Source organism: Rhizobium sp. RHZ01, assembly GCF_014851595.1.
GTDB lineage: Bacteria > Pseudomonadota > Alphaproteobacteria > Rhizobiales > Rhizobiaceae > Rhizobium > Rhizobium altiplani.
Genome location: NZ_JACUZZ010000001.1, coordinates 310,431 through 322,485, shown reverse-complemented (window position 1 = coordinate 322,485; position 12,055 = coordinate 310,431). Strand labels below are relative to the sequence as shown.

The following is a 12,055-nucleotide window of genomic DNA, read 5'->3' as shown; positions in this document are numbered from 1 at the left end:
TCAGGCAACCTTGCGCACGGAGGTGTCGGCGAGCGAGGGAACATCCACCCAGCGGCGTTCCTTCCAGCTCTGGTGCGCCAGTTCCGCAAGCTGAACACCCTTGGCGCCCTCGCGCAGCGTGAACCTCCACGGCGCGTCTTCGACGACGTAGCGCAGGTAGTCTTCCCACTGCGCCTTGAAGCCGTTGTCGAAAACCTGGGTTTCCGGAACCTCGTCCCATGTCCTGTAGAAGTCGATCGTCTGCGGCTGATCGGGATTCCAGACAGGCTTCGGTGTGTTGACCCGATGCTGCGTCCAGCATTTGGTCAGACCGCAGACGGCCGAACCATGTGTTCCGTCGACCTGGAAGGTCACGAGGTCGTCACGACGCACGCGAACCGCCCAGGAGGAGTTGATGTGGGCGACGATGCCGCCCTCGAGTTCAAAAGTCGAATAGGCTGCGTCGTCGGCATCTGCCCTGTAGGCCTTGCCGTTCTCGTCGACGCGGCTCGGGATATGGGTGGACGCGTAGCAGCTGACGGCCTTGACCTCGCCGAAGAGGTTGTCCAGCACGTAGCGCCAGTGCGGCAGCATGTCGAGGATCATGCCGCCACCATCGGCCGCGCGATAGTTCCAGGATGGACGCTGAGCCTTCACGCCCCAGTCACCCTCGAATACCCAGTAGCCGAACTCGCCGCGTACCGAGAGTATCTTGCCGAAGAAGCCGCTGTCCTTGAGCAGCGCGATCTTGCGCAGTCCCGGCAGGTAGAGTTTGTCCTGCACGACACCATTTTTGACGCCGCGCTGTTCGGCAAGCGTCGCAACGGAAAGCGCCTCCTCGAGCGTCTCCGAGATCGGCTTTTCGCAATAGACATGCTTGCCGGCCTCGATTGCCTTTTTCAGGAGCGAGACGCGCATTTGCGTCGAGCCTGCGTCAAAAAAGATCCTGTTGTTCGGATCCGCAAGGGCGCTGTCGAGATCAGTGGTCGTGCGCGTCAGGCCGTGCTTGCGGGCAATGGCCTCGATCTTGTCGGCGTTGCGTCCGACGAGGATCGGATCGGGCATCAGGCGGTCGCCGTTGGAAAGCTCAAGGCCCCCCTGCTCGCGGATCGCGAGAATGGAGCGCACCAGATGCTGGTTATAGCCCATGCGGCCGGTGATCCCATGCATGATAATGCCAAGCGAAATCGTCGCCATCTGCGTCTTCCTCCCGTAAATAACTATTTAGTTACATAAGTGCCATGTGCTCCCCATGCTGTCAACCCGGCCCGTTGCTTGCGACCAAGAAATGGCGCCGGCGCCAGCGCCCGCAAAGTTCCTGGTGCTCGCTCGTGGCTCGTTGCAACGCCCTGCGCACAATCACGCGGATGGGTCCGGACTACCGGGATGCAATCTGCTGGATATAAATGACGGAACCGCTTATGCGGTAAGCAAGGTGATTGTTTAGAACGCTCGCAAGTCAGGCCAATGAAGGCAATTTCAGGCACCAATCTCGAACAGGCAAAATCGCACAACCGACGCGTCGTGATCGAAGCGGTCCGGACGAATGGACCGTTGTCGCGGGCGGCCCTCTCCCGGTTGACGGCGCTCAGCACGCAGACGGTATCGAACATTGTCGAAGAACTCGAACGGTCCGAGTTGCTGAAGGCCGAAGCCCCGAAGAAGGCGGCGCGGGGACAGCCGATCACGCCCTACTCGATCAATCCGGACGGTGCCTACTCCATTGGCCTGGAGCTGGAGCGGGATCGTGCGGTTGGCGTGCTGACCGATCTTTCCGGACGTGTCCGTGCCAGGATCGACAAGCCCGTCGACAGGCCGACGCCGACCGAGGCGATGCCGATCCTCGGCGGTATCGCTGACGAACTGCAACGGAACTTTCGCTTCGATCGCGCCCGCCTGCTGGGTGTCGGCATCGCAATGCCGGGGCGTTATGCGGCCGAAGGTGTGACATCGCTGAGCCCGGTGACACTTCCCGGCTGGCAAGGTTTCCCCGTGGCCCCGGAACTTGCCCGACTTGTTGGCGTCCCGGTTCTCGTCGAGAACGATGCCACCTCTGCTGCGATCGGTGAGCGGCTCCACGGCGTCGCTCGGGGCTTGAGCAGCTTTGTCTATCTGTTTCTCGGCGGGGGTATAGGGGCCGGCATGTTTCTCGACGGCCATCTCTACAAGGGAAGCCGCAACAATGCTGGCGAAATTGGCCATATGATCGTGGTGCCGGATGGGCTGGCCTGCGTGTGTGGCAAGCGTGGTTGCCTCGACCGCTATGTCTCGCTCGGCGCGGCCTACGAATATCTCGACATTGGCGACCCCAGACAGCACGATCCTGAAACTCTTGCCGCCTTGATCGCGCAAGGGGACAGTCGGATTGATGCCTGGGCAGAAGCTGCCGCGAAGCCCATGCGTCAGACAATCGATGTTCTGGAATTGGCCTTCGATCCGCAGACGATCGTGCTTGGCGGTTCGATGCCCTCGTCACTGCTGCAGCGCCTCGCTCGTCAGCTGGATCCGTTGCATACCCCGGTCAATCCCGGGGAGGAACGAAACCTGCCGCGCATCATGATCGGTGCGACCGGCAGGGACACGGCGCTTCTGGGCGCCGCGGCACTGCCGATCTTCTCGGAAACGAACCCGCAGTTCGATGTCCTTCAAAAACCTCTGGGCTGACAACCTCACGGATAGGCGTACAGGACCGGCATCAATCCCGCGACTGCCTTGAAGCGCTCCCAGGACTTGTCCGCGGGCTTCGTCCAGGCGCTCTCGGCAAGTGCCGAGATCCTTGGAAACACCAGGCGGTCAAAGACCGCGCGATCGGTCATCGGCTCCGACCAGATGCAGGCCTGGATGCCACGCAGCTTCTTTTTCTGCTCGTCGCTCCAGCCTTCGACCGGGTCGAAATTGTAGAGCTTCTCGGGCTCCGACCACCCGGCCCAGCTGGCGCCCGGCTCGTCCCAATCGGGGCTGTTTGCCATGTCGAGATAGTAGACCTGCCCAGGGCAGACGACCATTTCGTAGCCCTGACCGGCGAGCGCCGCCGAAACGTCGACACTGCGCCAGCCGCAGAGATAGCTCTTTGCCTTGTCGATGACATTGCCATGCGCTGCCTCTTCCCACCCGCCGGTGATGCAGCCCTGCTCGGCGAGGAACTTCTGGATCCGGGCGAGGAAAATGGACTGCAGAACCGCGGCTCCCGATCCGTCTATGTCGTCGGCGCCGTGAGTATTGGTGATGACGTTGAGCCGCTTGGCATGTGCTTTGGCCACTGCATCTCCGCCAATCTCGCGCAGACGCGCCAAGGCCTCCGGCGAACCCGACCAGGCGCCGAGGGGCACTTCATCGGCGCCGATATGGATCGTCTTGAAGGGGAAAAGCTCGATCAATTCGCGGAAGATCGTTTCCAGAACCTCGTAGGTCTTCTCGCGTGCCGGGTTCAGGCAGTTGTCGGGGAAGCCCTGAACCGAATGGTAGCTCCCGGCTTCTTGCGGGTCGCGAAGTTCCGGGATTGCCTGTTGCATGGCATAGCAATGTCCAGGGACATCGATCTCCGGCACGACCTCGATGCCGAGCTCCTTGGCGTGCGCGACGATCTCGCGTACCGCCGCCTTGGTGTAGTAACCGCCGGTGCGGGCCGCGCCAGAGCCGAGAAGCGGCGGAATGGGAAGGCCGTGTCCCCGCCAGGCGCCGACTTCGGTCAGGGCAGGATAGGCGTCGATCTCGATCCGCCAGGCTTCGTCGTCCGAGAGGTGCCAATGGAAGCGGTTGACCTTGTTCCAGGCGAGAATGCTGAGCAGCTTCTTGATTTCAGCCTTGCCGTAGAACTGACGGGCAACATCGAGATGAAGGCCGCGCCATCCCATGGATGGCGCGTCGCGGATCTCGCCTTCGACCGGAAAACGGAAGGCGTGCGGATAAAGGTGCGCACCACGCCAGACCTGGCCAAGCGTGATCAGGCCATAGAGCAGGCCGGTCTGTGTGCCGGCGGAAATGTGTACGATCTCGCTCGAGAAGGACACGCGATAGGCTTCTGGCGCCACGCCCTCGACGACGTCAAGCATCACGGGCATTCCGCCTTCCGAGGCAGGACGAACGATCCCTTCGACCGCAAAGAGCTGTTCGACGAGGCCGGTAAAGGCAGCTGCCGCCGCAATTGCCGTGGGATTGCCGGCATTGAGCGCAAAGCCGGGAGGAACCGAGCGCTTGCCAGATACCGACACCACGTCAGGCCACGGGACGATCGCGACAGGCACAGGCGGATTGACCGGCACGGGATAGATTTCTGCGCCACGCTTCAATGGGGCATTGTTGGCAAGCGAGCGGGTCGGCTCGACAGATAGTGCAAGCGTGCCGCCGTCGGCGAACGCCACATAGGCACCGGTTGCCCCATCTGTCCAATGCTGGAACGGCCAGCTGAGAGCGGAGACGGTCAGCGTCCAGGTCTTGCCCGCCTCAAGCTCGAAATTCTCGGGCGGAAGAAATTCGGTGAAATTTGATAGCCGGCGGCCGATCGTGCCCCCCTCGATGTGAACAGCCGGATCCACCCGTCCCGGACCGCTGATGCAGAGGGTGAAGTTGGCAAGGGAATTCGATGAAAGGTTCTTGAGGTTGAGCGTGTAGGCCTGGTCTCGTTCTTCCGAAGCGGGCAGCCATGAGGTTTCGAGCCGCAGGGCGGGTTGGCGCTGTATCGACATCATCATCTCTTGATAGGGTTGGGGACTATGTTGTTCCGATTTGATCAATCAATTTGATTTAATCAGCTTGCGTTGGCGATCGTCAATCGGCAGAAGGAATTATTGCGGGCCCGGCAAGGGCCCGTGTGCCAGGCGCCACGAAGGGACCGTCACCCGCTGCAAGTGGTGAGATACAACTTGCAGCGTGTGATATCGTGATGTCGGTTAGACCGGCTTTGCCGCGTCCGGATGGGCAGCCTTGAACGCCGGCAGTGCGTTGCACGCATCGACAATGCGAACGACGCGAGGAAACGCCGACATTTCGATACCCCAGCGACGGGCGTTGTAGACCTGCGGCACCAGGCAGAAATCGGCCATCGTCAGTGTGTCTCCAAATGTGTAGCGACCGGTCGTCGGCTCATCGAGCATCTGTTCCACCGCGTGTAGTCCGCTGCCAATGAACTTGGTCATCCACTCGGCTCGGGCCCCCTCCTCGCCAGTCAGGTAAGCGACGTGCGAGACGACATTAAGGTTGCAGATCGGATGAATATCCATCGCAACGGCATAAGACAGCGCCCTCACCCGCTGCCGCCCCACGGCGGTATCGGGCAGGAACCCGCTTTCGGGATAGGTCTCGGCAAGGTATTCGATGATGGCCAGGGATTGGGTGAGCGTGTGTCCGCCGATGCGCAAGGTGGGGACCAGACCCTGGGGATTGATTTTCAGGTAGTCAGGATCCTTGTGCGCCAAGGCAAGCAGGTCGATCGGGACGGTCTCGAAGGCAAGCCCCAGCACATGAAGCGCGATGCGGACCCGGTAGCTGGCCGAGGAGCGCCAGTAGTCGTAGAGCACGATCCCGGTCATTGCCGCTCGTCCCCGGCGTAGCGTTGTACGGTCTGCTCGATCGCGCCGAAAATCGATGCGCCGTGCTTGTCCTTCATCTCGATGCGAACCCTGTCGCCGAAGTGCAGGTAAGGCGTTTTGGGGCCTCCGCGCTCAATGGTCTCGATCATTCTGATCTCGGCGATGCAGGAATAGCCGTCTCCGCCTTCAACGATCGGCTTGCCGGGGCCGCCGTCACGCTTGTTGGAAACCGTGCCTGAACCGATGATCGAGCCTGCCGCCAGCGGGCGTGTTTTCGCCGCGTGCGAAACGAGCTGTCCGAAGTCGAACGTCATGTCTCTGCCCGCGTTGGCGCGGCCAAACGGAATGCCGTTCAAGCTGACGAGCAATGGAAGATGGAGCCTGCCGTCCTTCCAGGTGTCGCCGAGTTCGTCCACTGTCACGGCGACGGGCGAGAAAGACGACGAGGGTTTCGACTGGAAGAAGCCGAATCCCTTGGCGAGCTCATCGGGAATGAGACCGCGCAGCGACACGTCGTTCACGAGCATCACGAGCCGGATTGCTTCATGTGCCTGCCGAGACGTTGCGCCCATCGCGACGTCGTCGACGATAACGGCAACCTCGCCTTCCATATCGATGCCGAAGCGTTCATCGGCGGCAAGGATCGGGTCGCAAGGGGCGAGAAAGTTGTCGGAGCCGCCTTGGTACATCAGGGGATCGGTCCAGAATGTCGTCGGCATGTCGGCATTCCGGGCCCTTCGCACCAGCTCGACATGGTTGACGTAGGCCGATCCGTCCGCCCACTGGTAGGCGCGTGGCAGTGGGGAATGCACATGGCGCGGATCAAAGGGCTCGGATGGCACTGAGCCGGCTTCGAGGCTTTCGGCGAGGTGGCTAAGTTTTGGCGCGGTTGCCGGCCAGTCGTCCAGCGCTGCCTGCAGGGTGCGGGCGACCTCGCCCGCATCGGCAAACTGCATCAGGTCACGGGTGACGACGATCAGCCGGCCGTCGCGCGAACCGTCTTTGAGCGTGGCAAGTTTCATGTGATCCTCCGCGTTCGAGCCTACTTGATGCCAGGCGTCCCATCGAAACGGCGCTCCAGACCATCCCAGCAATCAATATAGTCATCCTGCAGCGTCTCCAGTTCCGCGGCGTATCTTGTCAGCTGCTGCGGGAAGCGCGTCTCGAACATGAACGCCATCGTGTGATCGAGCTTGACCGGCTTCAGCTCGGAGTTGGACGCTTTTTCGAAGCCGGAGGCATCCGGCCCATGTGGCAGCATCATGTTGTGCAGGCTCATTCCGCCTGGGACGAAGCCCTTTTCCTTGGCGTCGTATTGTCCATGGATCAGCCCCATGAACTCGCTCATGATGTTGCGGTGATACCAGGGCGGCCGGAACGTGTGCTCGGCAACGAGCCAGCGGGGCGGAAAGATCACGAAGTCGACATTTGCCGTCCCTTCTTCGCCACTCGGCGCCGTCAGGACCGTGAAAATCGACGGGTCCGGGTGATCGAAGAGAATGGCCCCGACCGGGGAGAAAGTCCTCAGGTCATATTTGAAGGGGATGTAGTTTCCGTGCCAGGCGACGACGTCGAGCGGCGAGTGGTCGATCTCGGTCACATAGAACTTGCCGCACCATTTCACATGCACGCGGCACGCCGTCTCCTTGTCCTCGAAGGCGGCGACCGGCGTCTTGAAGTCGCGGGCGTTCGCCAGGCAGTTGGCGCCGATCGGTCCACGATCCGGCATGGTGAACTTCGCTCCGTAGTTTTCGCAGATGTAGCCGCGCCACTCGGGCCCGTCGCCGAGACGTGAAACCTTGAACATCATCCCACGGGGGATGAGGCCGATTTCCGCGGGTTCGAGCTCCATGACGCCCATCTCGGTGAAGACGCTGATGGCGCCAAGTTGCGGAACAATGAGCAGTTCCCCGTCGGCATTGAAGAAATAGTCATCCACCATGTCCGCATTGAAGGCATAGGCATGCGCGGCCATTCCGACCTGGGTCATGACGTCGCCGGCTGCCGTCATCGTTCGGATTCCGGCAAGAAAGTCGGCGCTTGCCACTGGAGCCGGGATCGGATCCCAGCGCAATTGACCAAGTGGCAGGGAGTGATCGTCGAGACATGGCGCCGATTTCCAGAAGGGGTAGCTCGCATTGGCGAAGCGGCGCGTGTGGCGAACGCTTGGCCTGATGCGATAGAGCCAGGAACGCTCGTTTGTTCCCCTCGGAGCCGTGAATGGCGAGCCGGACAGCTGCTCGGCATAAAGGCCATAGCTGCATTTTTGCGGGCTGTTCTGGCCCTGCGGCAATGCCCCTGGCAGCGCCTCCGTCTCGAAGTCGTTGCCGAACCCCGGCATGTAGGCCAGCTTGCTGGTCTCCGCCCGCGCACGGGAACCTGGTGCTTCGGTGGTGTCCATGCTTGCGTCTCCTCCGTCTATTTAGTTACAAACGTAACCGTCGATTTTGTAACTATCAAGGAGCAGCCATGGAGAGTGGATTTGAGCTCGACGGCTTCATTCCCTACCGGCTCAATCGGGCGTCGGAACTCATCAGCCTGTCATTCGCGCGCCAGTACAAGCAGGAGTTCGATCTGACCCGGCCCGAATGGCGCACGCTTGCCGCACTCGGCAGTGTCGGCGTGATGACGGCAAAGGACATCGGCGCCCATTCACACATGCACAAGACCAAGGTGAGCCGGGCCGTCCATGCGCTTGAGCAGCGCCATTGGCTGAAGAGAATTCCGAGCTATACAGACAGACGTTTCGAAGAGATCGAACTCACGGCGCTCGGGCGCGAATACTACCGCAGGATCACAGTCCTTGCGCACAAGTACCAGGAGACGGTGTGCCTGAAGCTTGGCGAAGAGGCGATCCGCCACCTCGACCTCGCGCTTTCGGCAATCGAGGCTTCCGCAGGACTGCGGCGCAAATCGAAATGAATCTATGAGCCGCTGAGCGGGTAGCCTTCGAAGTGCTTCAACGTGTTGAGCACGATCGAGGTTTTCACGTGCTGGACGGATTCGTGCGGCAACAGAACGTCGTTGACGAACCGCGAAAGGCCCGACAGGCCGCGCGTCGCCACCTTCAGGTGATAGTCCATCTCGCCCGTCAGCGCATAGGCCTCCAGAACCTCTGGCAGGCCGTTGACCAATTGCTGAAAGCGGCGGGCATTGTCGCGATTATGGGTTGCCAGCGTGACCGAGATGACGACCAGCAGATTGAGCCCCAGCCTGTCCGGATCGAGATTTGCCTGATAGCCGCGAATGAAGCCCTCTGCCTCCAGCCGCGTTCGCCGTCGCGAGCATTGGGAGGCCGAGAGGCTGATGCGTTCGGACAGTTCGATATTGGTCAACCGTCCGTCTCTTTGAAGTTCGGCGAGGATCTTCAGGTCGAAACCATCCAGCTGCTCAGACATTGTACGATTATCTCGTCTTATGCACATTCCGTGCGGATATTTGGCCATAAGCCACCACAATGCAAGCACATTGCACAAGGACAGGTCCATAATTTGCATCCAACTGGCTACAGCCTCAGGAGGAGCAAATGGGCCCCTATCCGCACGACGCACCGCCGTCTCAGATCACCGTTGACAATCCTGCCGGCACGGACGGGTTCGAGTTTGTCGAATTCGCACATCCAGCGCCCGAGAAGCTGGCGGAACTGTTCGACCGTATGGGATATCGCGCCGTCGCCAGGCACAAGAGCAGGAACATCACGGTCTGGCGTCAGGGCGACATCAACTACATCGTCAATGCCGAGCCGGGCAGCCATGCCATGCGCTTCGTCGAGGATCATGGGCCTTGCGCGCCGTCGATGGCGTGGCGTGTCGTCGATGCCAAGCATGCCTTCGACCATGCCGTTGCCAGGGGCGCGACACCCTACGAGGGCAAGGACAAGACCCTCGACGTGCCAGCGATCGTCGGCATTGGCGGCTCGCTTCTCTACTTCGTGGAGCGCTACGGCGCGAAGGGCTCGGCTTATGATCTCGAGTTCGACTGGCTGGCCGAGCGTGATCCGCGGCCCAAGGGTGTCGGCTTCTTCTATCTCGACCACCTGACCCACAACGTCTATCGCGGCAACATGGACAAGTGGTGGGACTTCTATCGCGAACTCTTCAACTTCAAGCAGATCCACTTCTTCAATATTGACGGCCGGATCACGGGGTTGATGAGCCGTGCAATCACCTCTCCCTGTGGCAAGATCCGTATTCCGCTGAATGAATCGAAGGACGAGACCAGCCAGATCGAGGAGTATCTGAAGAAGTACAGAGGCGAAGGCATCCAGCACATTGCCGTCGGTACCGACGCCATCTACGAGGCGACCGACATGCTTGCCGAAAACGGCCTGCGCTTCATGCCGGGTCCTCCGGAGACCTACTACGATATGTCACGCGAGCGCGTTCATGGACATGACGAGCCGATCGAAAGAATGGCCAGGCATGGCATCCTGATCGACGGCGAAGGCGTGCTCGATGGCGGCACGACGAAGATCCTGCTGCAGATCTTCTCGAAGACGGTGATTGGTCCGATCTTTTTCGAGTTTATCCAGCGCAAGGGCGACGAAGGTTTCGGCGAAGGCAACTTCCGGGCGCTTTTCGAATCGATCGAAGCCGACCAGATACGCCGCGGTGTCATCAAGCCCGCTGCCGCCTAGCGGAAATGAACTTGTGAATTAGTGGCCGTCTGGGGCAACAGCCTCCGGCGGCACTGTTTCCAGCAGGTTCTTGCGATGGAAGATGAACAGGCCGGCGACGACGATGATCGTGCCGCCTGAGATCACATAGAGATCCGGAACGTCGCCGAAGAACAGATATCCGAGCGCAATCGCCCAGATCAGAAGGCTGTATTGCAGCGGCGCCAGCAGGGATGCCGGGGCGAGCTTCAGCGAACGCGTGATCAGAAGGTGCGCACAGGATGCAACGACGCCGAGGGCGAGCATGCCGGTGAGCTCAACCGGACTTGTTGGCTGCCAGGCGCCGATGGAAAGCACCGCCCCGACGACGAGTGCGGCGACCATCTGCCAGGTAACAAGGGTCGTGTCACTGGTGTTGCGGAGGTATCGGTTGAGCACCAGGGCCATCGAAAAGGACAGGCTGCCGACAATGCCGAAAAGCGAGGGCAGCGACAGCATCGCCGAGGACGGACGCAGCGCGATCACCACGCCGCAGAAGCCGACGAAGACCGCCAGCCAACGGCGCCAGCCGATCCGTTCGTTGAGGAAGAAATGCGAGAGCGCGGCGACATAGATCGGTCCGGCCATGTAGAAGGTCATGACGTCAGCGAGCGGCAGGTAGGCGACGGCGGCGTAAAACAGGCCGACATCGACTGTTGCAAAGAGCACGCGAAGAAGCTGCAGCCCCTTCTGCTCTACCCTGAACAGTTGGGCTGGGCCCTGCCTGGCAATCAGGGGTCCCAGGACGATGAAGCATCCGAACGAGCGGATCAGCAACACCTGACCGACAGAGAAGCTTGTCACGAGCCACTTGCCCATCGCGTCATTGAGCGCGAAGAGAAAGTCCCCGAGAAGCATCAGAACAACGCCCAATAGCACGAAGTTCTTGAGGCCCGTCGCGGTAGGCTGCGGTTGCATGTCGGAATTCCTGTTGCCGGTCGCCGCATCGCGGCAGCCGGGGGCGTCGCGCATATCAGCGGGAGTGTCAAGCCACGGCAGAGGGCTATTCGGTCTTGCCGCGCAGCATTTCGATGATTGCAGAAAAATCGCGTGCGCCATTCCCCTGCTTCTCAAAGAGCGCATAGAGCTGAGAAGCTTCGGCGCCGAGCGGCGTCGAGGCGCCGGTCGACAGTGCCGCCTCCTGCGACAGGCGCAGGTCCTTCAGCATCAGTGCGGCCGCAAAACCGGGCTTGTAGTCATTGTTCGCGGGCGATGTCGGAACCGGTCCCGGGACAGGGCAATAGGTGCTGATCGACCAGCATTGTCCCGACGAGGTCGAGGCGACGTCGAACAGCGCCTGATGCGAAAGACCGAGCTTTTCGCCAAGGGCGAAAGCTTCGCAAACGCCGATCATCGAGATGCCAAGGATCATGTTGTTGCAGATCTTCGCTGCCTGCCCTGCGCCCGCGTCCCCGCAATGGACGATTTTCCTGCCCATGGCTTCGAGGACCGGCTTTGCCTTCGCAAACGCCTCGTCCGATCCGCCGGCCATGAAGGTCAGTGTACCTGCGGCCGCCCCGCCGGTGCCGCCGGACACAGGTGCATCGAGGGAAAGGCAACCGGCATTGCTTGCCATTACGTGCGCCTTGCGGGCGCTGTCGACATCAATCGTCGAACTATCGATGACAAGCGTCCCGGCGGGGATGGAGCGAAGGATGTCAGTCCAGGCGCTGAGCACATGCTTGCCCTGCGGCAGCATCGTCACGACGATCTCGGCGTCCGAAACAGCCTGGCTGATATGGCCTGCCGCCTTCACGCCGTGCCCTTCCGCAGCCTGCAGGACGGGGGCGGCGAGGTCAAAACCGGTGACTTCATGACCAGCCTTGACGAGGTTGGCGGCCATCGGCCCGCCCATGTTGCCAAGCCCGATGAATGCAATCCGTGCCATGCCGTT

At 61.0% G+C, this 12,055-nt stretch carries 11 protein-coding genes; 3 read left to right on the top strand and 8 right to left on the bottom strand.

All coding sequences use genetic code 11. The annotated features are described in order from the left end of the window. Window positions 1–1,176 (bottom strand): Gfo/Idh/MocA family oxidoreductase, encoded by a 1,176-nt coding sequence (locus IB248_RS01380; RefSeq protein ID WP_192240097.1) that lies wholly within the window; start codon window positions 1,174–1,176, stop codon window positions 1–3. Window positions 1,177–1,446: 270 nt separating this feature from the next. Here IB248_RS01380 and IB248_RS01375 point away from each other — a divergent pair, with 270 nt between their 5' ends. Continuing rightward, window positions 1,447–2,643, top strand: a complete 1,197-nt coding sequence (locus IB248_RS01375; protein WP_192240096.1) for an ROK family transcriptional regulator — start codon at window positions 1,447–1,449, stop codon at window positions 2,641–2,643. Window positions 2,644–2,648: 5 nt separating this feature from the next. Here IB248_RS01375 and IB248_RS01370 read toward each other — a convergent pair whose 3' ends face one another. The 4 genes from IB248_RS01370 to hmgA all read right to left on the bottom strand — a co-directional run bounded on the left by IB248_RS01370 (window position 2,649) and on the right by hmgA (window position 7,908). Next, window positions 2,649–4,670 (bottom strand): family 20 glycosylhydrolase, encoded by a 2,022-nt coding sequence (locus IB248_RS01370; protein ID WP_192240095.1) that lies wholly within the window; start codon window positions 4,668–4,670, stop codon window positions 2,649–2,651. A gap of 198 nt (window positions 4,671–4,868) precedes the next feature. Next, window positions 4,869–5,507 carry a maleylacetoacetate isomerase gene (gene maiA / locus IB248_RS01365; protein ID WP_192240094.1) on the bottom strand — a complete coding sequence of 213 codons (639 nt, stop codon included), beginning with the start codon at window positions 5,505–5,507 and terminating at the stop codon, window positions 4,869–4,871. Continuing rightward, a complete protein-coding gene (locus IB248_RS01360) occupies window positions 5,504–6,529 on the bottom strand; it encodes a fumarylacetoacetate hydrolase family protein (RefSeq protein ID WP_192240093.1) in 1,026 nt (341 codons plus the stop codon). The genes maiA and IB248_RS01360 overlap by 4 nt, the downstream gene beginning before the upstream one ends. A 20-nt stretch (window positions 6,530–6,549) precedes the next feature. Further along, on the bottom strand, window positions 6,550–7,908 hold the full coding sequence (hmgA, locus tag IB248_RS01355) for a homogentisate 1,2-dioxygenase (RefSeq protein WP_192240092.1): 1,359 nt from the start codon (window positions 7,906–7,908) through the stop codon (window positions 6,550–6,552). Window positions 7,909–7,976: 68 nt separating this feature from the next. On the opposite strand from hmgA, the gene IB248_RS01350 reads away from it, so the two are divergent. Beyond that, window positions 7,977–8,429 carry a MarR family winged helix-turn-helix transcriptional regulator gene (locus tag IB248_RS01350; protein ID WP_018855473.1) on the top strand — a complete coding sequence of 151 codons (453 nt, stop codon included), beginning with the start codon at window positions 7,977–7,979 and terminating at the stop codon, window positions 8,427–8,429. A gap of 2 nt (window positions 8,430–8,431) precedes the next feature. On the opposite strand, the gene IB248_RS01345 is transcribed toward IB248_RS01350, so the two are convergent. Then, a complete protein-coding gene (locus IB248_RS01345) occupies window positions 8,432–8,905 on the bottom strand; it encodes an Lrp/AsnC family transcriptional regulator (protein ID WP_025658357.1) in 474 nt (157 codons plus the stop codon). A 128-nt stretch (window positions 8,906–9,033) separates the two neighbouring features. Here IB248_RS01345 and hppD point away from each other — a divergent pair, with 128 nt between their 5' ends. After that, window positions 9,034–10,143 carry a 4-hydroxyphenylpyruvate dioxygenase gene (hppD, locus tag IB248_RS01340; protein ID WP_192240091.1) on the top strand — a complete coding sequence of 370 codons (1,110 nt, stop codon included), beginning with the start codon at window positions 9,034–9,036 and terminating at the stop codon, window positions 10,141–10,143. A gap of 18 nt (window positions 10,144–10,161) precedes the next feature. On the opposite strand, the gene IB248_RS01335 is transcribed toward hppD, so the two are convergent. Together IB248_RS01335 and mmsB are read right to left on the bottom strand one after the other, a co-directional pair. Beyond that, a complete protein-coding gene (locus tag IB248_RS01335; RefSeq protein ID WP_169679999.1) occupies window positions 10,162–11,079 on the bottom strand; it encodes a DMT family transporter in 918 nt (305 codons plus the stop codon). An 85-nt stretch (window positions 11,080–11,164) separates the two neighbouring features. Then, a complete protein-coding gene (gene mmsB / locus IB248_RS01330) occupies window positions 11,165–12,049 on the bottom strand; it encodes a 3-hydroxyisobutyrate dehydrogenase (RefSeq protein WP_192240090.1) in 885 nt (294 codons plus the stop codon). Window positions 12,050–12,055 lie beyond the last annotated feature (6 nt).